This is a genomic window from Pediococcus sp. AC40 (assembly GCF_030252485.1).
Lineage (GTDB): Bacteria > Bacillota > Bacilli > Lactobacillales > Lactobacillaceae > Pediococcus > Pediococcus acidilactici.
In genome coordinates this window covers 1,068,784-1,093,434 of sequence record NZ_CP127012.1, presented here as the reverse complement: position 1 = coordinate 1,093,434, position 24,651 = coordinate 1,068,784, and the positions used below count along the sequence as shown (strand labels likewise).

General features: G+C 40.2%; 18 protein-coding genes and 1 pseudogene. 16 read left to right on the top strand and 3 right to left on the bottom strand.

The window, feature by feature from the left end:
• Positions 1–108: 108 nt before the first annotated feature.
• From NL111_RS05240 to NL111_RS05230, 3 genes are all read left to right on the top strand, one after another.
• Complete coding sequence (locus tag NL111_RS05240) at positions 109–1,125, top strand: YdcF family protein (RefSeq protein ID WP_053906054.1); 1,017 nt, start codon at positions 109–111, stop codon at positions 1,123–1,125.
• Positions 1,126–1,141: 16 nt separating this feature from the next.
• On the top strand, positions 1,142–1,513 hold the full coding sequence (locus NL111_RS05235; protein WP_053906053.1) for a YxeA family protein: 372 nt from the start codon (positions 1,142–1,144) through the stop codon (positions 1,511–1,513).
• Between the two features lie 422 nt (positions 1,514–1,935).
• Entirely contained in the window at positions 1,936–4,050 is a 2,115-nt protein-coding gene (locus NL111_RS05230) for an ATP-dependent Clp protease ATP-binding subunit (protein ID WP_002830250.1), read from the top strand.
• A gap of 365 nt (positions 4,051–4,415) precedes the next feature.
• Here NL111_RS05230 and NL111_RS05225 read toward each other — a convergent pair whose 3' ends face one another.
• Positions 4,416–5,048 (bottom strand): GyrI-like domain-containing protein, encoded by a 633-nt coding sequence (locus NL111_RS05225; protein ID WP_002830248.1) that lies wholly within the window; start codon positions 5,046–5,048, stop codon positions 4,416–4,418.
• 444 nt (positions 5,049–5,492) lie between these two features.
• On the opposite strand from NL111_RS05225, the gene NL111_RS05220 reads away from it, so the two are divergent.
• The 3 genes from NL111_RS05220 (at position 5,493) to nagE (ending at position 10,947) form a co-directional block, all read left to right on the top strand.
• Positions 5,493–6,671 (top strand): thiolase family protein, encoded by a 1,179-nt coding sequence (locus NL111_RS05220; protein WP_285109982.1) that lies wholly within the window; start codon positions 5,493–5,495, stop codon positions 6,669–6,671.
• Between the two features lie 232 nt (positions 6,672–6,903).
• The gene (locus tag NL111_RS05215) at positions 6,904–8,274 is read left to right on the top strand and encodes an FAD-dependent oxidoreductase (protein ID WP_285109981.1); all 1,371 of its coding nucleotides are present in this window, start codon (positions 6,904–6,906) and stop codon (positions 8,272–8,274) included.
• Positions 8,275–8,967: 693 nt separating this feature from the next.
• Positions 8,968–10,947: an N-acetylglucosamine-specific PTS transporter subunit IIBC gene (nagE, locus tag NL111_RS05210; protein ID WP_162013352.1), complete on the top strand. Its 1,980-nt coding sequence runs from the start codon at positions 8,968–8,970 to the stop codon at positions 10,945–10,947.
• 86 nt (positions 10,948–11,033) lie between these two features.
• Here nagE and NL111_RS05205 read toward each other — a convergent pair.
• Positions 11,034–11,492, bottom strand: a pseudogene (locus NL111_RS05205) (transposase); the annotation flags it as partial.
• Between the two features lie 653 nt (positions 11,493–12,145).
• Here NL111_RS05205 and NL111_RS05200 point away from each other — a divergent pair.
• The 9 genes from NL111_RS05200 (at position 12,146) to NL111_RS05160 (ending at position 21,779) form a co-directional block, all read left to right on the top strand.
• Positions 12,146–12,364 carry a preprotein translocase, SecY subunit, secY gene (locus NL111_RS05200; protein ID WP_128688424.1) on the top strand — a complete coding sequence of 73 codons (219 nt, stop codon included), beginning with the start codon at positions 12,146–12,148 and terminating at the stop codon, positions 12,362–12,364.
• A gap of 772 nt (positions 12,365–13,136) precedes the next feature.
• A complete protein-coding gene (gene ylqF, locus NL111_RS05195) occupies positions 13,137–14,000 on the top strand; it encodes a ribosome biogenesis GTPase YlqF (protein WP_002831694.1) in 864 nt (287 codons plus the stop codon).
• Entirely contained in the window at positions 13,987–14,754 is a 768-nt protein-coding gene (gene rnhB, locus NL111_RS05190; protein ID WP_128688423.1) for a ribonuclease HII, read from the top strand. The genes ylqF and rnhB overlap by 14 nt, the downstream gene beginning before the upstream one ends.
• A 45-nt stretch (positions 14,755–14,799) precedes the next feature.
• Positions 14,800–15,669 carry a DNA-processing protein DprA gene (dprA, locus tag NL111_RS05185; RefSeq protein WP_128688422.1) on the top strand — a complete coding sequence of 290 codons (870 nt, stop codon included), beginning with the start codon at positions 14,800–14,802 and terminating at the stop codon, positions 15,667–15,669.
• Between the two features lie 172 nt (positions 15,670–15,841).
• Positions 15,842–17,914 (top strand): type I DNA topoisomerase, encoded by a 2,073-nt coding sequence (gene topA, locus NL111_RS05180; RefSeq protein WP_002831689.1) that lies wholly within the window; start codon positions 15,842–15,844, stop codon positions 17,912–17,914.
• Between the two features lie 71 nt (positions 17,915–17,985).
• Complete coding sequence (xerC, locus tag NL111_RS05175; RefSeq protein ID WP_285109980.1) at positions 17,986–18,891, top strand: tyrosine recombinase XerC; 906 nt, start codon at positions 17,986–17,988, stop codon at positions 18,889–18,891.
• 20 nt (positions 18,892–18,911) lie between these two features.
• Entirely contained in the window at positions 18,912–19,466 is a 555-nt protein-coding gene (hslV, locus tag NL111_RS05170; RefSeq protein ID WP_002831687.1) for an ATP-dependent protease subunit HslV, read from the top strand.
• A gap of 3 nt (positions 19,467–19,469) precedes the next feature.
• Positions 19,470–20,882 (top strand): ATP-dependent protease ATPase subunit HslU, encoded by a 1,413-nt coding sequence (gene hslU, locus NL111_RS05165; RefSeq protein ID WP_285109979.1) that lies wholly within the window; start codon positions 19,470–19,472, stop codon positions 20,880–20,882.
• Positions 20,883–20,894: 12 nt separating this feature from the next.
• Positions 20,895–21,779, top strand: a complete 885-nt coding sequence (locus NL111_RS05160) for an aldose 1-epimerase family protein (protein WP_285109978.1) — start codon at positions 20,895–20,897, stop codon at positions 21,777–21,779.
• Positions 21,780–21,824: 45 nt separating this feature from the next.
• Here the strand turns inward: NL111_RS05160 and plsY are convergent, their stop codons facing one another.
• Positions 21,825–22,436, bottom strand: a complete 612-nt coding sequence (plsY, locus tag NL111_RS05155) for a glycerol-3-phosphate 1-O-acyltransferase PlsY (RefSeq protein ID WP_002831684.1) — start codon at positions 22,434–22,436, stop codon at positions 21,825–21,827.
• Positions 22,437–22,605: 169 nt separating this feature from the next.
• On the opposite strand from plsY, the gene parE reads away from it, so the two are divergent.
• Complete coding sequence (gene parE / locus NL111_RS05150) at positions 22,606–24,651, top strand: DNA topoisomerase IV subunit B (RefSeq protein ID WP_002831683.1); 2,046 nt, start codon at positions 22,606–22,608, stop codon at positions 24,649–24,651.

Sequence of the window (24,651 nt, the reverse complement as noted above, 5' to 3'; positions counted from 1 at the left end):
AGGCTAGTTCTCGGATTAGTTGATAATAATAACGTGTAATAAATCTTGTTTTATATTAATTAAATGATTTAGTTGCTGGTTTATTAAATCAAAATTGTGAGGGCTGCTATGTTTGTTTACCTTCTTTTAATTCTTACTATTCTAGTTTCTAGTATTTACCTATATAAGGATCGGCGTAATTTTATTGCAGGAATCTTTTTTGCGGGAAGTTGTATTAATTTAACTTTATTAGCGACTTTAGGAATTGCCTCTTATCTAGCTGGAGATTCTAGGATTGGAATCATTAGTCTTGCGGTGTTTTTACTATTAGGGATTATCGTGGTTCCGTTACTGGTCGGTTTTAGTTTAATTATTAATTCCTACGTCATGCAAACGCGCGAAGGCAAAAGCTTGACGGCTAAATTGTCGCTAATTTTCGGGGTTAACCTGTTACTTGTATTGGGTGCAGGTGCGACTATTTTACTTGCTAGTCAGTACTTAGGTCGGTTAACGGGCGTGTTACTCGTTTTTATAGGAATCGACGTCACTTTTACGTTTATTTTTAGTTGTTATTTGTTCTATTCGTTTCTGTATCAAATAATTCCTATAAGAGAAAAAGTCGATTATATTATTACGTTAGGCGCTGGAATAAGGTCAGAAACTGTAACTCCGCTCTTGAAAGGACGGCTAGACAAAGCGTTAGAATACTTTTGGAAACAGGATGGGAACCCCAAGTTTATAGTTAGTGGCGGGCAGGGGCCTGATGAACCTGTTTCGGAAGCCTATGCCATGGCGAAATACCTTAAAAGTCAGCATGTCCCCGAAGATAAAATCATTTTAGAAGACCAATCCACCACTACATTACAAAATATGAAATTTTCAAAGCAAAAGATTGAAAAGGATTGGAAAAAGCCAGGAGTGCCTAAGGTTATTTTTGCTACTAACAACTATCATGTATTGCGCAGTGCAATTTATGCTCGTAAGGCGGGGTTAAATGCAAACGGTGTGGGTTCACCAACTTCATTTTACTTTTTACCTAGCGCGCTAATTCGTGAATATATCGCTTTGTTAGTGATTTATAAGAAAACAACCATTGCGATTGTGTTAGGATGGATTTTACTTGGACTCTTGTTAGCCTTTTTTTAGAATGGGAGAATAGTTTATGCGTAAACGAGTTATAGCTAGCGGTATCATTGTTGCAATATTTTTATTCATTTTCGGGGGTGCTTATTTCTGGTATAAGTCCAACTACGGTACCGAAAATTATTACACTCAAATCATTAATCAGGGAACCAAAATTGTTGAAAAAGATGACTCGGGCAGCCAAGTTGTGGATTACATGTATCATCAACCGATCTATGATCAAAATGGCCAAAAAGTAATGGCTAAGTTTAGAGGCGGGCTAGAACGGCCCTTAAAACTACATGCATATTTAAAGGTTGGATATAACACCAAGCGGCACCAAGTGATTTCTTGGGAAAAGGTTGCTAAAAAGGACGTCCCTAAAGCGGCTTTAAAACAGCTGCATGAGTAAGTTGCTAAAAATATTCAATAACTAAAAGGAAATCATTTCGTCTAGTGGCGAGTGGTTTCTTTTTTATTTCCGAACCAAATTTTTAATGGCTATCGATTGTAAAAGTTAGTAGCAGGTTGGAGATATTTCTAAATCTCCCAAGAAGTCCCGAATTGCTCCATGGAAGCGAAATTCAAGATCCTGAATGTTTAAATTTAGATGCTAAGGCGTAATATTTAATCCTTATGGAAAACTTTTAAAGCCGGGAAATCCCGCTAATATGGTATTTCACGCTCATAAATATTATACAGGGTAATCTAGTTAGCACTTTACTTAACAGAGTGCTAAAAAGGGAGTACAATACAGTTGTAGGTGAAAAGAGTGCTTTTGAATTAACGCTGAAGTACAATTTTTACTTCATTAATTAACGGAGGTGTTGTTACATGGCCAATTTTTACGGAAATGATCCTTTTTTCAACAATGATATGGATGATATTTTTAATCAAGTATTCAAACGGATGGGAAATCCTAACTCGGATTCCGCTCGTTACTTGGTCAATGGGCAGTCGTTAACTCCAGATGAATTCGCTCAATATCGAGCAACTGGTAAACTACCAGAAAATGCAAAAACAATTGAAGTATCCAAGGACGGACAACAGGCCCTTAAAAAGGGTGGTATTTTGGAGAAGTTAGGAACTAACTTGACTGAACAAGCCCGCGATGGTCTGCTAGATCCAGTTATTGGACGTGAAAATGAAATACAAGAAACAGCTGAAATTTTGAGCCGGAGAACGAAGAATAACCCCATTTTAGTTGGGGACGCCGGAGTCGGTAAAACTGCAATTGTTGAAGGTTTAGCACAAGCAATTGTAAATGGTAACGTTCCGGAAGCTATTCAAGGCAAAGAAATTTATTCAATCGATTTATCCTCTCTAGAAGCAGGAACCCAATACCGGGGGTCGTTTGAAGAAAACATCAAAGACTTAGTCAAAGAAGTTAAGGCAGCTGGAAACATTATTCTATTCTTTGACGAAATTCACCAAATTATTGGCGCAGGTTCAACCGGCGGCGAAGATGGTGGCAAAGGGATGGCAGATATTATTAAGCCAGCATTGTCCCGTGGTGAATTAACCGTCATTGGGGCAACTACCCAAGACGAATACCGTAATACAATTTTGAAAAACGCAGCGCTAGCTCGTCGGTTTAACGACGTGGTGGTCAATGAACCAAGCGCGGAAGATACGTTTAAAATTTTGCAAGGTGTTAAGGACTTATACGAAAAACATCATCATGTAAAACTCCCCGATGATGTTTTGAAGGCCGCGGTGGATTATTCGGTTCAATACATTCCACAAAGAACTCTACCAGATAAGGCGATTGACTTGATCGATATGACCGCCGCCCACTTAGCAGCTCGTCAGCCTGAAAGTGATGAAGCAACCTTAAAAGAAAAGCTCAATAAGCTTGAAAAAGAAAAGGAACAGGCAGTTAAAGAAGAAGATTTCAAACGTGCTGCTGACCTAAAGCAACGGATTGAAGAGACCAACAAGCAAATTAAGAATGCAGATAAGAAAGAAGAAGTTGTTGCAACGGTTGACGACGTTGCTCAATCGGTAGAACGTTTAACCGGAATTCCGGTTTCTGACATGGGCGCTAACGATATTGAACGGCTAAAAGATTTGGATAGTCGTTTGAAGAGCAAGGTAATCGGGCAGGACGAAGCGGTAGAAATGGTTGCTCGAGCAATTCGGCGGAACCGGGCAGGATTCTCCGAAGGCGAACAACCAATTGGCAGTTTCTTATTCGTCGGCCCAACCGGGGTTGGTAAAACTGAATTAGCTAAACAATTGGCTTTGGATATGTTTGGCAATAAGAATGCGATTATTCGGTTGGATATGAGTGAATATTCGGACCGGACGGCGGTTTCTAAATTAATTGGTACGTCAGCTGGTTATGTAGGATACGATGATAACTCAAATACCTTAACCGAACGTGTACGGCGGAACCCATATTCAATTGTTTTATTAGATGAAATTGAAAAAGCGGATCCCCAAGTCCTAACACTTTTACTTCAAGTAATGGATGACGGACGTTTAACGGACGGTCAAGGAAACGTAATCAATTTCAAGAACACAATTATTATTGCAACGTCAAACGCTGGATTCGGTAACGAAAAATTAACCGGCGACGATGCTAAGGACCAATCTCTAATGGATCGACTTGCACCGTTCTTCCGGCCAGAATTTTTAAACCGGTTCAACGGCATTGTAGAATTCTCACACTTAACTAAGAAAGACTTAAGTCAAATCGTTGATTTAATGATTGCGGATGTTCAAAAGACATTGGCGAAGAAAGATTTGACTTTGGAAGTAACTAAACCAGCAAAGGATTGGTTGATGGAACAAGGTTACGATGAAGCAATGGGCGCTCGTCCATTAAGAAGAGTGATCGAACAACAAATTCGGGACAAGGTTACTGATTTCTATCTTGATCATTTAGATGTGAAGAACTTGAAAGCTGATTTGGTTGATGACCAAATTGTCATCGAAGCCAAATAGTTTGATTTTAGTGTTTTGCACATTTAAAAGTCACGCTATTAGTAAGTAGTGGCTATTAAGGAAATCATTTCGTTTAACGACGAGGTGGTTTCCTTTTTTATTTTTAAAAAATTCAGGGAGGGGCAATTTTAGATATTAACTAATGAGATTAGGGCTGGCTAATCATTTAGCTACGCGTATTAGTAGTTAGGTGAAATGGTAAAGCTAAGAATGGGTATTATTTTAGCTAAAAACAAAAAAGACCTTAAAGATTGAAATAAAATCCTCAAGGTCTTTTCATTCGAAAAAATAGATACCTTACTTGAAAAATTGAGCATACTTGACTATATTCGCAGAACCAACAAGCAAACCATCACCTTAACTAATTACTGTTTCTCCTGAATAGCCACACGTAAAATAGTTTTGCGCTTAGCTTCCGCGACCCGGCGAAAATCGCTCATATAGATTTCCGTATGCTCTTTTTCACTACGTTGATAACCAGCTTCATCAATAAATTGCTCTAATTTTTGAAAACTTTCGGGTTCAGTATCAAATGAGCCAACGTGTACGATTTGGGCGACCAGTTGTGCTGGACGATGCTCGAAATAAATTTGATCAAACAGGAAATCATCAATCTTAGGTTTAGCACGTTCTAGAGCTTCTTTAGCAATCTCGTCAGTTACAAAACTTGGTTGTTTAATGCTGATAATGTATTTAAAGTGTTCTTTTTTCATTACCGGAGCATTTAAATATTGGTCTTGAATTCCCCAGTAACCTTGGAGTGGGTACACTGTATATAGCTTAAAGTTAGGGATATTCCAGCCTTTCTTTTGACTCATCCGAATAGCATAAGAAACAGGATACAGGGATTGAACCCTTTTCTGAAAATCAGGTAAATTAGGATCACCTTCGCCGGCAATACTAAAATAATTTTGTTCGGGGATGGTTAATATTTGAGGCTTTTTCCTAAGGGAAAAGCCCTTTTCTTCCTTCCGCCATTCAATTTTTTCATTACTCATAAGAATTCTCCATTCACTTAAATGATATAGCATATTTTAGATAAATCCGTTCGTTGCCAATAACCATCGTTGACGAACTTTCGAGTGATGTATGGGCATTTATACGCTACTTTTCTTACAAATTCCGATTCTAATGTGATTTTAGCACATTTTAGTTTATCGAATATGGAGGATTTTGGGGTAAAACGCTTTAGAGATTGGGCAAAGTAGAGAACACATTTTATAAAAAAACGTAATGATTTTGCCTGATGCATAAATAGTATATGTAAAGAAATATAACAAGTGATAACATTAGTGCTTAAGAATAAACGAGAGAACGAGTTTTGAAAGCACTCAGATACTCTTGACGAAGGGCGTCAATAAATTTTTTACATATTAACGAGCAGTTGTGCCGTTTCTTTTAAGTGAAATGGCATTTAGTAAGATACATGGGGTGAATAGGGATTGGATGAAATTTATATAGTAGCAGCTAAACGGACGGCAATTGGCAAACTAGGTGGAAGTCTGAAAGGATTTACAGCCGCTGAACTAGGCGGATTTGCAATAAAGGCGGCAATGGAACAAGCTAATATAAAGGATAATTACGTTGATCAAGTACTAATGGGAAACGTGATTCAAGCAGGTAATGGTCAAAACCCGGCAAGGCAAGCGGCGGTATCCGCAGGCGTTAATTATTCTGTGCCGGCCATTACTATTAATGATGTGTGTGGGTCTGGTCTATCTAGTATTAATTTAGCGGCAAGCCTGATTGCTTCGAAACAAGCAAAAATCGTAATTGCCGGAGGAATGGAAAGCATGTCATCAGCGCCTTTAATTTCGCGTAAATCGAGATTTGGACAGCGGCTTGGTAATCAAATCCTAGAAGATGCAATTCTAAGTGACGCGCTAACTGACGCCTGGGGCCACTATCATATGGGAATTACTGCTGAAAATGTTGCCTCGAAATACCATGTTAGCAGACGTGAAATGGATGAGTTTGCTTTAGCTAGCCACCAAAAAGCAGTTAATGCGCAAAATAATGGTCGCTTTGATAAAGAAATTACATCAATAACCGTAAATCAACCGGATGGCAAATATTTATTTAACAAAGATGAGGCTCCACGAAAGGACACAACCATTGAAAAATTGGGAAATTTAAAACCAGCGTTTAAGTTAGATGGGGAGGTTACTGCCGGCAATTCTTCTGGGATTAACGACGGGGCTGCAGCGCTAATCCTTGCTTCTAAGGAAGCGGTTATCGCACACGGGCTAAAGCCCATAGCAAGGTGGGTGAACTGTTCGGTGGTGGGTTTAGAACCTGACCTAATGGGGATGGGTCCGTATTATGCCGTTAATGAAGTATTAAAAAATGCAGGATTAGCGAAAGAAGACGTTGATTTGTATGAGCTCAACGAAGCTTTTGCAGCGCAATCGATTGCATGTATTAGAAAATTAAAGTTAAAAACAGAGAATGTGAATATTAATGGTGGTGCGATTGCTTTGGGACACCCAGTAGGTGCTTCGGGAGCAAGAATATTAGTGAGTTTGATATACGAATTACACGATCAAAAATTAAAGAAAGGGCTCGCTAGCCTTTGCGTTGGTGGCGGTATGGGCGTAGGTACAATAATTGAAGCTGTTTGATTATTAAAAGCGTAAAAAAGATGTTTGAAGTTCTGATACAAACTATACTGAATAACAAATTCCGTTTTAGCTCTAACTTATCTAACGTTAAGTACTTAATAATTTTAATTAAACAAATACATTTAATGCAATAAAGTATAGTTTTTGTAAAATTATGGTCGTTTTATTTGTAAGCGATTTACAAAAAGAGTTAGACTATAGCTGTAATATTATGAATAGGGGGATATTATAGATGGATAAAGCAAAAGTTATTATTGTTGGGGCTTCACATGGCGGACATGAGTCAGCAATTGAGTTGTTGGATAAATACGATAACGTTGATGTTACGATTTATGAAATGGGCGATTTCGTATCGTTCATGTCCTGTGGAATGCAACTTTACTTAGAAGACCAAGTTACAGATGTTAATGACGTAAGGAATTTCCGACCAGAAGACATCACTTCCAAAGGCGGAAAGATTTATAACAATCACCAAGTTACAGCAATTGATGTTGACCAAAAACAGGTAACCGTTAAGGATTTAAAAGAAGGTACAGAAGAACAAGTTGCTTATGATAAATTGATTCTTAGTTCGGGAGTAACACCTAAAAATTTGCCAGTCCCAGGTACAGACCTTGAAAATGTATATTTAATGCGTGGTTACGACTGGGCTACAAAGATTAAGGCGGCATTAACTGATGAGAGTATTAAAAATGTCGCGGTAGTTGGTTCAGGATACATCGGGATTGAAGCGGCTGAGGTATTTGCTAAGAAAGGTAAACACGTCACTTTATTTGATTTCATCGATCGTCCCCTCGGCAATTATCTCAACCCTGAAATGACTGAAATTATTGATAAAACCTTGACGGACAACGGCGTTCAAGTAGAAATGAGCCAGAGCATTACTGCATTTAAGGGCGACGGAAAAGTTGCCAGTGTGGAAACCAAAAAGGGCAGTTACCCTGCAGATCTTGTAATTCAAGCTGCCGGTGTACAACCTAATACAGAATGGCTCAAAGGCGTAGTGGATCTAACTGATCGCGGATTCATCAATGTGGATGGCTATTTGAGAACTAACGTGCCCGACGTATTTGCTGTCGGAGATGCTATCTTACCGCTATCTATCCCGGCTGGAAAGCCATCCCCAATTGCTTTAGCTACAACTGCCCGGCGTGAAGCCCAATACGTTGTAAATCATATTTTCGAGAAGAAACCAACCCAAATCTTTAAAGGCGTAGTTGGTTCATCAGCGCTACATGTATTTGACGAACACTTTGCTTCTACGGGTGTAAATGAATTTACTGCAGAACGTTCTAACGTTGAAATTGTTAATTCACACTATGTTGACCACATCCGTCCGGCATACGTTCCCGAGTCAGAGGGAAATGTTCGCGTGGATGTTGATATCACGTTTGACCCCCATACCCACATTGTTTTAGGTGGAGCAGTCCTCTCAACATACGATTTAACTGCTCAAGGAAATGTTTTGGCATTAGCGGTAGAACATCGTTTGACGCTTGAAGATTTAGCCGAAGCTGACTTCTTCTTCCAACCTGGTTACGACCGGCAATGGAGTTTAATTAATTTGGCTGCGCAACATGCTTTAGGTTATGCACGTTTCTAAAGTAAATTGTTTCTCCAATTATATTGGCACTTTTAAAAAGGATAAAATAGTAAGTCTAATTAACAAGGAGCCCTTTATATAGGGCTTTTTTATTTAGTGTTATTTCGAATAGTAAATTAAATTTTAGAATGATTTCTAGCCATAATGGACAAGTATTTGTAGGCACTGCCCAACTTTACATTTAAGTTGTTCATTTACATTTCCTAAACAATGCTAGACTAATTCGGTTGGTAAATGTAACGAATATAAATACAAATAAGGAAAAGTACCGGTAATATTTGTGGTACTGATAACAGAAAATATGGAACAGGCCTTTAATCGAGCGGGCGGAAAGCCAGAAATAAGGGCAGTGAATGTGCAATGGGCTACTGGAAATAGTTGATATTGAGCAAACAATAGATAGAGAGTAGCGATACGAAGATTTAGTTGCTGTCCAAAAAAGCGGTCTACGGAGGTTGTAACCAATATTTTTTTAAAAAAATTTAGCCCTTTAGACCACGGTAAATTCAAATATGTAATTTTTTATCAAAACAGCGCTTTCAAAAACTGATAATAGGTATATACCAATTTTGTTTTTTTATAAAAAAGACCCATAAGGCGGATTATACCAATAATTTACGCTTGAAACAGCGCTTTCACTAACATAGAATTGAATTATTGCATTTATTCAATATTCTATTTGGAGGTATTTTCATGAAAGCATATTTGCAACGCATGGGTCGTTCTTTACAACTTCCCGTAGCCGTTTTACCTGCCGCCGCTTTGTTGGTTGGTATTGGTAACTGGTGGGCTTCTTACAGTAATGACGTAGTTGCTCATTTCTTACAAGCTGGTGGTAACGCAGTTTTAGGTCAACTACCACTGTTATTCGCCGTTGGCTTAGCCCTCGGGATGTCAGTCGATCAATCTGGGGCTGCTGCCCTTGCTGGGTTAGTTGCCTTTGAGCTACCGGTTAATGTATTAAAACCTGAATCGGTTGCTACATTAATGAATATCAAACCTACAGCCGTTGATGCTTCGTTTGCTCAAATTGGTAATGTATTTATCGGAATTATTGCTGGTTTGATTGCTGCAGCATTATACAATCGATTCCACGAAACAAAATTACCGATGGCCCTTTCCTTCTTTAGTGGTAAGCGTTTGGTACCAATTATGGCTGCCCTTGTTATGCTACTTGTCAGTGTAGTATTACTATTTGTTTGGCCACCAGTTTACGGTGCACTCGTTACATTCGCTAAGTTTATCTTAAACTTAGGCTGGGTTGGCGCTGGATTGTACGGTTTCTTCAACCGTCTCCTTATCCCAACTGGTTTACATCAAGCTTTGAATTCCGTATTCTGGTTTGACGTGGCAGGGATTAACGATATTGGTAAATTCTTGGCTTCCCAAGGTACAAAGGGTGTTACAGGTATGTATCAAGCTGGATTCTTCCCAATCATGATGTTTGGACTTCCAGCCGGAGCTTATGCTATTTACAAAAATGCTCGTCCTGAAAACAAAGCAACTACTGCATCATTGATGTTAGCTGCTGCATTTGCTTCATTCTTCACCGGTGTTACGGAACCACTTGAATTCTCATTTATGTTCGTTGCATGGCCTCTATACGTATTGCATGCAATCTTTACTGGTCTATCACTTGCATTTGCGGCATTTATGCATTGGACAGCTGGGTTCGCATTCAGTGCCGGTTTAGTTGATTATGTGCTTAGTTTGAAGAATCCTATCGCTAATCAACCATTATGGTTAATTGTTCAGGGTCTTGTAATGGCTGCAATTTACTATTTTGGTTTTGATTTTGCGATTAAGAAATTCCATTTGATGACCCCAGGTCGTGAAGAATTAGGAGAAGATGACGGAGTTGAAGAAGTTACAACTGATGATTCAGATGATAAGTACACTGTTCAAGCTAAGAAGATTTATGCTGCTTTAGGCGGTTCGGACAATTTACAAGTCGTAGATAACTGTACGACACGTCTTCGTCTTAAATTGAATGATACAGATAATATTAATGAAAATGCAATCAAACGTAGTGGTGCTGCAGGATTAAACAAGATTGATAAAAATAACCTACAAATTATTATTGGTACTGAAGTTCAATTTGTTTCAGATGCACTTGCAAAATTAAACAATGCTAAGGCCCCAATTTCTTCAGTGAAGACTGCAGATGAAACAGCTCCGACAGAAGAAACGGTTGCTGATGGTATTAAACAGGATGTTACAGAAGAGTTCTATAGTGTTGCTAATGGACAATACATGGACATTGAGGAAATTCCTGATGACACGTTTGCTCAAAAGATGTTAGGTGACGGATATGCTATTAATCCTGTTGATGGAATTATTACTGCTCCAGTTGATGGAACAATCACATCAGTATTCCCAACTAAACATGCAATTGGTTTCAAGACAAATGCCGGCTTAGAAGTTCTTCTTCATATGGGAATCGACACTGTAGAATTAAATGGTGCTCCATTCGATGTTAAGGTGGAAGATGGACAAACGGTTAAACATGGTGACGTTGTAGCTAAAGTTAACTTAGACGCAATTAAAAATGCGGGTAAGCAGACACCAATGATCGTCATTGTTACGAACATGGATGCAGTTCGGGTGATGAAGTTCAAAGGTAATGCACAAGTTACTCCAGAGTCATTAGTTCTTAAAACAACTACCAAGTAAAAATAAGTGAAGTAAAATGAGGTTGTGACAAAACTGCCTCTCACAATAAATAAAAAGGACGAAAAATCAAAAATCCGATTTTTCGTCCTTTTTGTTTTAGAATATTCCCAATCTTCATTAATCAAGATTTTTCTGTATATCCTTTGGAGTCAGTGATTTTGATATTAGTTTGTGGTCAACATCGTATTTTTCAGCAACATATTCCTTAAAGGTCCTAGTGAATCCATTTTTATTAGTTCGTTTTCGATAAGAATTAGAATTATATCTAACGCTGTGTGGGTCGAAGTAATCCTCCTTGTCGTAATAGTCCCAATTCATAACCTTTTGGTCATCGCTCTTCCATCTACGACAATTTTCTTTTAGCGTGGTTGCGTGAGGAATCAAAGCAACATGTCCACTAAGCTCATCTTCAATATACAGATAATTGCTTTCAGAGTCATATCCTGCATCAGCAACGATATAAGTCCCAAGAACACCCTGTTTTTTAAAGATTGAATAAAGGGTTTTAATGTTCTAGTGTCATTTAGATTTTGAAAAAGTTGGAATTGAACCAATTATTTTAGTACGTTTAAGTAGGGTAGTGAAGGATCCACGAATATATTCATCAGAGAAAGTATACAAGTAATTAGAAAAGATTGAGATTCCGAAATGTCTCCATTGTTGAACGCAGTTTAAATGTACTTTGATCATATGCATATCTTCCTCAACGTCGAATACAGGTTTATTACGCTGTTTAATAAACTCGTTAAAAAATACTGAGATAGAACTTTCTTTTCAGGAGTAACATTATTATTCAAATAAAGGATATATTCTTGGCTAGTAACGTTCATTAACCAAAAATGTTTGGCAAATAAAATAAGGTGTGGGTTCTTTTTAGTGACTTGAAAGTTATTGTAAAAAATATACTTGACTAAATGTTAAGCAGCTTTTCTTAAAATACGAAGCCGTACATTCATGATTAAAAAACGCTTGCAAACGCATGAAGAAAGATTACAATTAAAGCGGAAAAGTAGGAACGGTTTTTAATTCAAAAATGTACTACATAAGTATGGGTAGGATAAAAGACAAATTTTAAAAGTCAGAATTCAGTGAATATTTGAACCTAATAGAAGTTTCAATAACAATTGTTAAAAGGGGCTTTATGAACTAAAAAATGTTGGGATAGTTAGCATGTATGAAGCAAAGAGAGTGATTCACCATGAAATTAAGAAAAGCAAATCTAACGAAAAGAACTAAAGGGTTGTGTATTGTTTGGATAATTGCTAACTCATTAATGTTAGTAATGACTACGTTTACGCCACTCAAGGAAAGCGCAGACTTTGTAGTTGGATCATTTTTCGTAATGTTATTCTTTTCCATTTACGTATTTTGTATGGCAATGCAGGATGAATTTGGTGATAAAGACCGTTTAAGATAGACAAAATCAATTTCACTAGTGAAAGAGAACGAGTTTGGTTCTCTTTTTGTTTGTCCTAGTGTATGTATGGATCTTTATGAATAGATTTGATGCACACAAAAACAGAAACCAAATTTTCGAGGAATTGATTTCTGTTTTTTATTTTATTAAGGGCTAGTAAAAATTAGTTAACTGCTAATTAAATATTGAACATCGTGTAAACAGCTTATTTTCGACTTACTAAATTTGCCCAATGCTCGTTATTAGAAACGATACGGATACTCAAGATATGGTAACAAACAACTTTGAAGATGGTAAAATTGATTTGTTGATTACTAGATTTTGAATTTGCCCAATTTCAATTAATACATCCTCAATGGATATTCAGATTTGAAAATTTCAATAAATTAGGTAACATAGGTACTTGATGCTAAAAAAATTATTAGCGATCCGATGACTCACGGATCCATTAAAGAGTTAGGTTATTTTTTTTAGACAAATTTGCCCAATTTTTGCCCAATTTTCCAAGAAAATAAATAAGAATAGGGCTTAGTACCTTGATATAAAAGGGTTTAGAAAATATACCTATTATACAGTGAACGTATTAGTGTTTTTAAATGTAGTAAAAGGTTGCTGATACAATAATGTTTAGCTAATCTAAGCAATGCTAATCAGCAAGTTTGAGAGGGCTAATTTAACGGTTTAAAACCGGATTGCCCAATTTTTGCCCAATTTTCAAAAAAATAAAACAAACAAGGTGTTTAAAGCCTTGATATAAAAGGAGTTAGAGAATATGCCTATTATACAATGGTATCCGGGCCACATGGCCAAAGCCATTCGGCAAGTTGAGGAAAAATTAAAGCTCGTTGACGTTGTTTTTGAACTGGTCGACGCGCGGATTCCAGTTTCGTCACGCAATCCGATGATTGAGTCGGTTATTAAGGATAAGCCGCATTTACTAATTTTAACCAAGGCGGACTTGGCCGATCCTCAAGAGACCCAGCGGTGGTTAGAGTACTTCCGCAAAAATGGCGACCATGCCGTGGCGTTGAACTCTAAAGAGCCTTCAACGGAAAAAATTATCCTAAAACATACCCGCGCAATTTTAGCGGATAAGCTCGAAAACTGGGAAAGTCGGGGAATTAAGAAGACTGAGATTAAATCGATGTGTATCGGAATCCCTAATGTAGGAAAATCGACCTTGCTAAACCATCTGGTTAACAAAAAAGTTGCCATTACTGGGGACCGTCCTGGCGTTACTAAAAAACAACAATGGCTTAAGTCACGGCAAGGTTTGTACCTATTAGATACCCCCGGAATTTTATGGCCGAAGTTTGAAGACCAGTCGGTTGGCAGTAAGTTAGCATTTACTGGGGCAATTAAGGACAACCTCTACGCCAATGACGATGTGGCATTATTTGGCTTGCAGATTTTTAGTGAAAAATACCGTAACGGTTTAATGGAGCGGTATCATTTAACGGATGAAGACTTTGATCAGCCTTTGCCAGAACTTTTACTATTAATCACCCAGAAATTAGGAATGCGAGACGACTATGATCGTGCTAGCCAACGAATCTTGTTGGATGCTCGGAAGGGCAAATTAGGTCGTTTTAACTTAGATTTTGTGGAGGAGCTTAACGACCGTGGCGACGATTAAAGAAATTAAGGAACGCTTAGTAACCGTTCAAGACGTTAATGATCCTTACTTTTTGGATCTAGCTGATGATAGCCGTGCCGGAGTGCAAAAACTATTACGGCAAAAGGAAAAGGCGCTCCAAAAAGTGGCTGAACAACGCCTCGCCTTTCAAAAGCGGTTTTCCTTGGAAAATGAGTTATGGCAGTCCGGCAAACAGTTTGTGGCTGGGATTGATGAAGTAGGCCGCGGATGCTTAGCTGGACCAGTGGTGACGGCGGCAGTGGTCCTAGACAACCATTTTGATTTGGTAGAAGTTAACGACTCCAAACAGTTGTCCTTAAAGCTTAGGGAATCTCTGTACGCCCAAATTCTATCTGAAGCAGTTAGTGTTGGTATCGGGGTGCGTTCTAACCAGCAAATTGATCAAATGGGAATTTTGAACGCCACCAAAGCGGCGATGAACGACGCGATTAGCCATTTAAATGTAACGCCGGAACACTTGTTAATTGATGCAGTTCAGGTTCCTACGAGTATTCCTAAGACGGTGATGTATAAAGGGGATGCTAAGAGTATTAGCATTGCGGCAGCTTCAATTGTGGCCAAAGTCTACCGGGATCACCTCATGCGCTCGTACAATAAAGTTTATCCCGGCTACGGTTTCGATCAAAACGTGGGTTACGGAACCAAGCAGCATCTGGAAGGTTTAAAGGAGTTAGGAGTTACCCCGCTACATCGGTTGACTTTTGAACCGGTTCCAGAATTTGTTCGACAATAAAATATTATTCACTAAAATCACGTATTGTACATTCGAGGTGAAAGAATGGAACTTCGTGATTTTTTAATTCGCATTAAAATCGGCACTACTTTTGGCATTAAAAAGCAATCTCAAATTTATCAAACGGTCCGCGACCAGCCAGAGCTATCGATATCTGAATGGGTACACACAAGCCCGTTAATTGCCGACGAACAGCGAAGTGATTTAGTTAACTATTTGCATAGTTCAAAATTAAAGCGTAAGATTCATGAAAATGAGCAAAACGGGGGAATCCTAACGATTGCGGATCCAGCATATCCCGACATTTTACGTGAGATTTATTGTCCGCCCACCGTATTGTTTTACCGGGGCCGGCTAGATTTACTCCAAGAACCGCGAATGATTGCGATTGTGGGTGCTCGAAACATGACCCGTTACGGAATGGCGACGGTTAAAAAACTGGTTCCTGGTTTGCTTGAACACCAGTTAGTTACCGTTAGTGGTTTGGCTCGCGGTGTTGATGCGATGACTCACCAAGCTACCGTGGACGGAGCTGGGAAAACAATTGCGGTAATTGGTAACGGCTTAGACGTTACTTATCCTAAGCAAAACGCGATTTTACAAGACCAGGTCCAACAAACCGGGCTGTTGCTCAGTGAGTATGCTCAGGGAGCACGCCCGCTGCGTCATCACTTTGTGGAACGCAATCGGATTATTGCTGGCTTAGCTCAGGCCACTTGTATTATCGAAGCGAAACAAAAATCAGGCAGTTTAATTACTGCCAGCCTTGCTTTAGGGGAAAATCGCAACGTTTTAGCGGTGCCCGGGAGTATTTTTAGCGAAAATAGTCGGGGAACCAACGAGCTAATTGCTGCGGGAGCACGCCCATTAATCTCTTTAAATGACGTTCTTGAAGAGGTTGGTTTACAAAGATAAATATACATTTTAAAAAAGTCGTGCTAATATGTAAACTTGGTTAGCACCGTTATAACAGTGGCTATCAGAGACTACGTCAATCGCTTAGGGTGGTACCCGCTATTTGACAATTTAGATTCTAATGCAATAACATGGTGACTATAAATTCTAATTTAAGGCAAAGGAGCAACAAATGCCGACTACTAAAAAAAACTTGGTGATCGTAGAATCACCTTCTAAGGCAAAAACCATTGAAAAATACTTGGGTCGCTCTTATAAAGTCGTGGCTAGTTTAGGCCACATCCGGGATCTACCGAAAAGTAAAATGGGAGTCGATATTGAAAACGACTACGAGCCCCACTACATTTCGATCCGCGGTAAGGGTGACACCATTAAAAATTTACGTAAAGAAGCCAAAAAAGCTAAAAAAGTTTACCTTGCTTCTGACCCGGACCGGGAAGGAGAAGCAATTGCGTGGCACCTTTCCTACCTATTAGGACTAGATCCGAAAGATAAGAATCGGGTGGTATTTAACGAAATTACTAAAGACGCGGTTAAAAACGCCTTTAAAACCCCGCGCAGCATTGACACTACTTTGGTTGATGCCCAACAAGCGCGCCGGATTTTAGACCGGTTAGTGGGGTATTCAATTTCACCATTGCTCTGGCAAAAAGTTAAAAAGGGCCTCAGTGCGGGTCGAGTGCAATCCATCGCGTTAAGCTTAATCATTAAACGTGAAAAAGAAATCGACGCCTTTAAACCCGAAGAGTACTGGTCAATTGATTCTGAATTTAAAAAGGGCCGTTCAAAGTTTAAGGCTAGTTTTTATGGTATGCACCATAAAAAAATGAAGTTACCAAATAATGAAAAGGTTCAAGAAGTCCTAAAGAACATTGACCCTAAAGGCGACTTTGACATTACGGAAGTTAAACGGCGTGAACGGAAGCGGTACCCAGCAGCGGCGTTTACCACGAGTTCTATGCAACAAGAGGCTAATAAAACCCTTAATTTCCGGACTCGTAAAACCATGATGACTGCTCAACAGCTTTATGAAGGAATTAACATTGGTAAAGAAGGAACGGTTGGGCTGATCACCTATATGCGGACGGACTCGACCCGAATTTCAGAAGTTGCTAAGCACGAAACTTCCTTATTTATTCATGATCAATACGGTGCAGAATACGCGGCTACTAAGCCACGGAAGGGGAAGATGCCGGAAGGGGCGCAAGACGCCCACGAAGCGATCCGTCCTTCTTCGGTTAAGCGGACGCCGGAACAAATTAAAGAGTACCTTAATAACGACCAATTTAAGCTTTATAAACTAATTTGGGCCCGGTTTGTTGCAAGTCAAATGACGCCCGAAGTTTCCGATACGATGACCGTTACAATTGAACAAAACGACGTCCAGTACCGGGCAAACGGTTCGAAGACCAAGTTTGAAGGGTTCACAAAGGTGTATAAAACTAATAAGGACAAGGATAACGTGCTGCCAAACCTTGCCGAAGGCGATCAAGTTAAGCTAGTTAATAATAATCCAAACCAACACTTTACTCAGCCACCAGCCCGCTATACTGAAGCCGCTTTGATCAAGGCTTTGGAAGAAAACGGCGTCGGTCGTCCATCTACCTATGCACCAACCCTGGATACGATTCAACGTCGCTACTACGTTAAGTTAGTCTCCCGGCGTTTCGAACCAACGGAGCTAGGAGAAATTGTCAACGAGATCATTTACGACTTCTTCCCGGACATCGTTAACATTGATTTTACCGCTGGCTTAGAAAAAGACCTTGATTCCATTGAAGAGGGTAAAGAAAATTGGATTAAGGTAGTTGACCGGTATTACAAGCCGTTTGCTAAAGAATTAGAAAAAGCCCAGGGGCAAATTGAAAAGATTCAAATTAAAGACGAACCAGCCGGCTTTAACTGTGAGATCTGTGGGGCACCAATGGTAGTTAAAATGGGCCGCTATGGTAAATTCTTTGCTTGTAGCCGGTTCCCTGACTGTCGTAACACCCAGGCAATTGTTAAGGAAATTGGGGTAACCTGTCCACAATGCCATAAAGGACAGATTATCGAACGCAAATCCAAGCGTGGACGCGTATTCTACGGTTGCTCGCGTTACCCAGATTGTGAATTTGTCTCTTGGGACAAGCCAATTGCGCGGGAGTGTCCCGTATGTCACAGCTTCTTAATTGAAAAGAAAATTAAGGGCGGTAAACAAATCGTTTGTCCAAATCATGACTACGAGGAAGAACCTCAAAAATAGCTTAAAAAACAATAAATAAATTGAGTTTCCCTCCACAATTTGCTACAGTGTCAATTGTTGGAGGTTTTTTTATGGACTGGATAGAGCAATTTAAAAGGTATTTAACCGTGGAGCGGCAGTATTCTGATAAAACGGTTACAGCTTATCTGGAAGACTTGCAAGAATTTCAAAAGTTTCTTCAGACTACCGGAAATAAATCGGAGCTTTTAGCAGTGGACCGTTTTGACGCGAACGTCTTCATGAGTTACCTCTTTGACCAAAATTTAAAAAGAACCTCAATCTCACGAAAAGTCTCGTCTTTACGTGCTTTTTATCGTTTTTTGATAAAAAATGACGTGATTGCCAAAAACCCTTTTGAATTTGTGCAATTAAAAAAGCACGCTGACCACCTTCCGCGTTTTTTCTATGAAAAAGAGATGAACCAGCTTTTTGATACGGTTTATCAAGATCAAGGTCCCTTGCATTTACGTAACGCTGCTTTGTTAGAGGTACTTTACGGAACCGGGATGCGGGTTAGTGAATGTACTAATTTACGCTGGACGGATATTGACTTTTCTATGCAGACCATCCTGGTTTTAGGAAAGGGAAATAAGGAACGTTACGTGCCCTTCGGTCGTTATGCTAAGCATGCATTAGAGGATTACCGCCAAAACGAGTGGACCAGTCTATTGGAAAAGTATCACCAAACTCATCAATACGTGTTTGTTAACCATTATGGACAGCCGATTACCGTGGCTGGGGTGGAATATGTTTTAAACCAAATTATCAAGAACAGTAGTTTGAACGGAAAAATTCATCCGCATATGCTCCGTCATAGTTTTGCAACCGCTATGTTAAACAATGGTGCAGATTTACGAACCGTTCAGGAACTACTAGGGCACGCTAGCCTCTCAACAACCCAAATTTATACGCACGTTACAAAAGAAAAATTACAAGAGAGCTATCGGAAGTTCTTTCCGCGCTCGACTAAGTCTTAATCTTAATGAAGGAGAACATTATGCCAGTAAAATTTGACGCAACAACCATAATTGCCATTAATCACAATGGGGAAAACGCCATGGCCGGTGATGGTCAGGTTACCATGGGTGAAAAATTCATCATGAAGGGCACTGCACGAAAAGTTCGCAGAATTTACGATGGAAAAGTCATCGTGGGCTTTGCAGGCAGTGTAGCCGATGCTTTCAACCTGGAAGAAAAATTTGAAAAGAAATTATCCGAATATAGCGGAAATTTACAACGCGCTTCCGTCGAACTGGCAAAGATCTGGCGGGGCGACCAACAGTTACAAAAGCTGGAAGCCATGTTGATCGTAATGGACCAAAAGGAAATGTACTTGGTTTCTGGAAGTGGGGAAGTAATCGCTCCGGACGATGGAATTTTAGCCATTGGTTCAGGCGGAAACTTTGCTTTAGCAGCTGCTAAGGCTTTAAAACAACACGCCAAGGATATGACCGCTAAGGAAATTGCTAAAACCGCAATCAACGTTGCCGGAGATATCGATATTTTCACTAACCACAACGTAATCGCCTTAGATTTCAAGGAGGACAAGTAAGCAATGTTAAAAGAGAACCTAACCCCGCAAGAGATTGTTAACCAATTAGACGAATTTGTAATTGGTCAAAAATCAGCTAAGCGTGCCGTTGCGGTTGCTTTACGGAATCGTTACCGGCGGCTTCAGCTTTCTGCCGACATGCAAGAAGACATCACCCCCAAGAACCTACTAATGATTGGACCAACCGGGGTCGGCAAAACTGAAATTGCCCGGCGGTTGGCCAAAATCGTTAACGCTCCCTTTGTGAAGGTCGAAGCAACTAAGTTTACCGAAGTTGGTTACGTCGGACGGGACGTTGAGTCGATGGTGCGTGACTTAGTTGAAAATGCCGTGCATTTAGAAGAAGAACGGGCCTTTAAGGATGTCCGGATGGAAGCAGCTAAGAATGCGGATCACCGCATTGTCGAATTGCTTGTACCGGTGCCAGAAGATCCTAAGCAGAATTCAGCGGTAGACTTCCAAAACATGATGAACATGTTTACGCAAATGCAACAGGGAAAGACACCAACTGGTTTTCAACCAAGTGGACAAAATGTGCCGGATGACATCAAGGAAAAGCGGATGGACACGGCAAGCAAGTTAGCTAAGGGACTCCTCGAAAACGAGATGGTCACCATTGAAATGGACGATCCTAAGCAAAATAATAATAACAATATGATGAACCAAATGGGCATCGATCTTAACGAATCGTTGAGCGGGCTCTTACCAAAGAAGAAAATTAGTCGAACGGTACCCGTGCGGGAAGCTCGTGAAATTCTAATTAAAGAAGAGTCCGACAAATTAGTTAACCATGGGGATCTGTATCATAATGCAATCCAACGGGCGGAAAACACCGGAATTATCTTCATTGATGAAATTGATAAGATCACTGGTTCAGCACAAAACACTTCTAGCGACGTGTCCCGGCAAGGGGTGCAACGAGACATTTTACCAATTGTAGAAGGGTCTCAAGTTAACACTAAGTATGGTTTGGTAGACACCAGCCACATCCTCTTCATCGGTTCGGGTGCGTTTCACGAAAGCAAGCCTAGCGATTTAATTGCTGAATTGCAGGGTCGTTTCCCAATTCGGGTTGAACTAAACGACCTTTCGAAGGACGACTTTGTCAAGATCCTTACCGAACCAAAGAATGCATTGGTTAAGCAATACATTGCCCTAATTGGCACGGATAACGTGAAAGTTACCTTTACTATCGAAGCAATTGAACGAATTGCCGAGATTGCTGAACAAGTTAACCATGAAACGGAAAACATTGGTGCGCGGCGTTTGCATACTATTCTAGAAAAACTATTGGAAGACATCCTCTTTGAAGGACCATCGATGGAAATGGGCGAAGTAACCATTACCGAAAAATACGTTGATAGTAAGATTGGTAGCATCGCGGGTAACAAAGACTTGAGCGAGTTTATCTTGTAGGAGGCAATTTTTATGGCGGCAGTTTTAAAAAATAAATTTTTAACGGTCACAATTGATGAATTAGGCGCGGAGCTAACCAGCGTTAAGTCTAACGACGACCAAATTGAGTACGTTTGGCAAGCCGATCCCCAAATCTGGGGGAGACATGCTCCCGTTCTCTTTCCGTTCGTGGGTCGCTTAAAAGACGATCAATTTAAGGTTAACGGCATGCGTTATCCAATGGGGCAACACGGTTTTGCTCGCGACATGCGCTTTACGGTGATTTCAGCAAGTGACGAACAAGTGGTAATGGAATTAAAGAGTAACGCGGAAACGCGCGAAAAATTCCCGTTTGATTTTGATTTACGGTTGCATTTTGAACTACACGACCACGAACTAACCGAACGTTACGAAGTTCATAATCCGGCTGAAAAGGACGGTCTCTGGTTTGCAATCGGTGGTCACCCGGGATTTAACCTTAACCTAGGTGACCCAAGGATCGGGATGGCGGAAAGTCAAATGCGGATTGCTCCTAAAAAAGTTTTCAATCAAATTCCGTTACAAGCACCTTACACAGATCCAAAACATTTGCAGGATCTTGATGCTACGCAGCCAATTGCGTTAAGTCACGAGCTCTTCGCTGAAGATGCATTAATTCTTGACCTTCAACGAAAGTCAACGACCGTAATGCTAGAAAATAGTGTTAATGACCATGGGGTCGCCCTTACGGTGGAAGATGCGCCTTATCTGGGAATTTGGTCCCCATATCCTGCTGAAGGAAACTTCGTTTGTTTGGAACCTTGGTGGGGGATTGCGGATACCGTAGACTTTAATGGCGAATTGAGTGAAAAATTAGGAATGAACCAATTAGCGGCTGGAGAGACGTTTAACCAAAGCTTCACAATTTCATTCTTCTAAAAAACAAAACCCCTGAAACTAAGATAAGTTTCAAGGGTTTTTAGTTTAGCCTTTATGCTTGAGACGGTAATAGATCCCAAAGGGAACCAGGTTCTCATTTCCGCTCAAGATTCGACTGATGTTCGAACGATGACGATAAATAATAAAACTAGTTAGCCCAATGGCCACTACTGAAAGCACCCAATCATGGTAGAAAAACGAAATAATAACGAGTAAGATTGCCGAAACGATGCTCGAAAAACTAACCATGCTGGAAATGTAGATGAAACCAACAAATAGACAGCAAGCAATGATGAAGTAGCTGGGGTTGTACGCTAACAGCATTCCCGCACTAGTGGCTACCGCTTTACCACCACGAAATTCGTCAAAAACGGAAAAGGTGTGCCCTAAAATGGCCGCTAAGCCAATAATGAGGGGGTTAACCGTGGTAACATGAAAAACGATGGGTTGTAACGTGGCTAAAGTTCCTTTTAAAAGGTCCATTAACAAAACTAGTAATCCAGGTTTAACGCCGAGAACCCGAAACGTATTGGTTGTCCCGGTGTTTCCGCTACCTTCTTTATGTAAATCTTTGTTAAAATGTTTGGCGACCAACACTCCCGAGGGAATCGAGCCCAATAAGTAGGCAATCACCAACATGATTAAAATCTTTAACATGGGACTTCCTCTTTTCTAATTAATAATTTAAGTTTCAATAAATTTTAGCACGGTTTTTAACAGTGATAAAATTTCAGTCACAATGCAGTATTATAACATTTATCGAAATGTTTTCATCAGATTAAAAATAAGTTATGATAATAGTACTGACCTTAAAGGAGTAACGTGAATGGCAAAAACAAGTAAAACAACATATGATGATTCTTCCATCCAGGTGCTTGAAGGGCTTGAAGCCGTTCGAAAACGCCCCGGAATGTACATCGGATCCACTGATGGACGCGGATTACATCATCTCGTTTATGAAATTGTTGATAATGCAGTCGATGAAGCGTTAGCTGGGTACGGAAAAGAAATTAATGTCACAATCCGCCCAGATAACAGTATTACGGTCGTGGACCACGGACGCGGAATGCCAGTTGGAATGCATAAGTCTGGCAAACCGACTGCCGAAGTAATCTTTACCGTTTTACACGCCGGAGGAAAATTCGGTCAAGGCGGTTATAAGACTTCGGGCGGATTGCACGGAGTGGGGGCAAGCGTGGTAAACGCATTGTCTGAAAAACTAACGGTGGAAATCGTTCGGGACAAAATGAAATACGAAGAAAACTTCGTGAATGGCGGACATCCGGTCGGAACGCTAAAAAAAGTGGGAAAAACCAAAGAATCTAACGGGACGACGGTAACTTTCAAACCGGATCCGACGATTTTTACCACGACGGTTTTTAACTTTAATACCTTAGCGGTTCGACTACGTGAATCTGCCTTCTTACTAAAGGGGGTTAAGATTACCCTTACTGATGAACGTGCGGGACATGAGCAAGCTGAAGAATATCTTTATGAAGAAGGGATTAAGGAGTTCGTAGAATACCTTAACGAAGATAAGGATACTCTGGGAAACATCATGTACTTCGACGGTTCTAAACACGGCATTGAAGTTGAAATTGCTGGACAATATAACGATGGTTACTCCGAAACCGTGTTGTCATTCGTTAATAACGTCCGGACTAAGGATGGCGGAACCCACGAAGTAGGGATGCGTTCGGGTTGGACCAAGGCCTTCAACGAATTTGCTCGAAAAGTCGGACTTTTAAAGGAAAAAGATAAAAACTTGGAAGGCTCTGATGTTCGAGAAGGTTTGTCGGCAGTGATTTCAATTCGGGTTCCTGAAGAATTACTTGAGTTTGAAGGTCAAACCAAAGAAAAATTGGGAACTCCTGAAGCTCGTCCAATTGTTGAAGCCGTGGTTAGTGAACAACTGGGCTTCTTCTTGATGGAAAATGGGGAATTTGCTCAACAACTAGTTCGTAAAGCAATCAATGCTCGTGATGCGCGCGTGGCTGCGCGAAAAGCACGGGACGAATCCCGAACCGGCAAACGTCGCAAAAAGCAAGATCGGATTTTATCTGGTAAACTGACTCCTGCTCAATCCAAAAACGCTAAGAAAAATGAGTTGTTCCTTGTCGAAGGGGATTCTGCGGGAGGTAGTGCTAAGCAAGGCCGTAACCGTAAATTCCAAGCAATCCTGCCGCTTCGTGGTAAGGTTTTGAACACGGAAAAAGCTAAGCTACAAGACATCGTAAAAAACGAAGAAATCAACACGATCATTTACACCATTGGCGCTGGAGTAGGTCCCGAGTTTAAGGTTGAAGATAGCAATTATGACAAAGTAATTATCATGACCGATGCGGATACCGATGGAGCCCACATCCAGACACTATTGTTGACGTTCTTTTATAAATATATGCGTCCAATGATCGATGCTGGTAAGATTTACATCGCTTTGCCACCCCTTTATAAGCTACAAAAGGGCGCTAATAAAAAGACCAAGATTGAATACGCGTGGACCGATGAAGAGCTTGAGGAAGTTAGCAAAAAAATGGGCCGCGGTTTTTCCTTGCAACGGTTTAAGGGACTTGGTGAAATGAACGCCGATCAGCTATGGGAAACCACCATGAATCCGGATACCCGAACCTTAGTGCGGGTTCGAATTGACGATGATACCTTAGCTGAGCGCCGGGTAACCACTTTAATGGGTGATAAGGTTGAACCACGTCGGAAGTGGATTGAAAGCAACGTTTCCTTCACCCTCGAAGAGGATGGTAGCTTGCTTGATAACGAAGCTGTTAAAGCTGAACATGAATCTAAGCCAACTACCCCTAAAGGAAAAGAAAACGAAACGTTTGAAGAATTAAAATTAGATTTAGAAAATAACTAG

Bases quoted from the DNA above. Each gene is read 5' to 3' on its own strand.
- plsY (WP_002831684.1), bottom strand. From the start codon at position 22,436: ATGTTAAAGATTTTAATCATGTTGGTGATTGCCTACTTATTGGGCTCG.
- parE (WP_002831683.1), top strand. From the start codon at position 22,606: ATGGCAAAAACAAGTAAAACAACATATGATGATTCTTCCATCCAGGTG.
- ylqF (WP_002831694.1), top strand. From the start codon at position 13,137: ATGCCTATTATACAATGGTATCCGGGCCACATGGCCAAAGCCATTCGG.
- NL111_RS05215 (WP_285109981.1), top strand. From the start codon at position 6,904: ATGGATAAAGCAAAAGTTATTATTGTTGGGGCTTCACATGGCGGACAT.
- NL111_RS05160 (WP_285109978.1), top strand. From the start codon at position 20,895: ATGGCGGCAGTTTTAAAAAATAAATTTTTAACGGTCACAATTGATGAA.
- NL111_RS05230 (WP_002830250.1), top strand. From the start codon at position 1,936: ATGGCCAATTTTTACGGAAATGATCCTTTTTTCAACAATGATATGGAT.
- nagE (WP_162013352.1), top strand. From the start codon at position 8,968: ATGAAAGCATATTTGCAACGCATGGGTCGTTCTTTACAACTTCCCGTA.
- xerC (WP_285109980.1), top strand. From the start codon at position 17,986: ATGGACTGGATAGAGCAATTTAAAAGGTATTTAACCGTGGAGCGGCAG.
- hslV (WP_002831687.1), top strand. From the start codon at position 18,912: ATGCCAGTAAAATTTGACGCAACAACCATAATTGCCATTAATCACAAT.
- topA (WP_002831689.1), top strand. From the start codon at position 15,842: ATGCCGACTACTAAAAAAAACTTGGTGATCGTAGAATCACCTTCTAAG.
- NL111_RS05225 (WP_002830248.1), bottom strand. From the start codon at position 5,048: ATGAGTAATGAAAAAATTGAATGGCGGAAGGAAGAAAAGGGCTTTTCC.
- NL111_RS05200 (WP_128688424.1), top strand. From the start codon at position 12,146: ATGAAATTAAGAAAAGCAAATCTAACGAAAAGAACTAAAGGGTTGTGT.
- NL111_RS05235 (WP_053906053.1), top strand. From the start codon at position 1,142: ATGCGTAAACGAGTTATAGCTAGCGGTATCATTGTTGCAATATTTTTA.
- dprA (WP_128688422.1), top strand. From the start codon at position 14,800: ATGGAACTTCGTGATTTTTTAATTCGCATTAAAATCGGCACTACTTTT.
- hslU (WP_285109979.1), top strand. From the start codon at position 19,470: ATGTTAAAAGAGAACCTAACCCCGCAAGAGATTGTTAACCAATTAGAC.
- NL111_RS05240 (WP_053906054.1), top strand. From the start codon at position 109: ATGTTTGTTTACCTTCTTTTAATTCTTACTATTCTAGTTTCTAGTATT.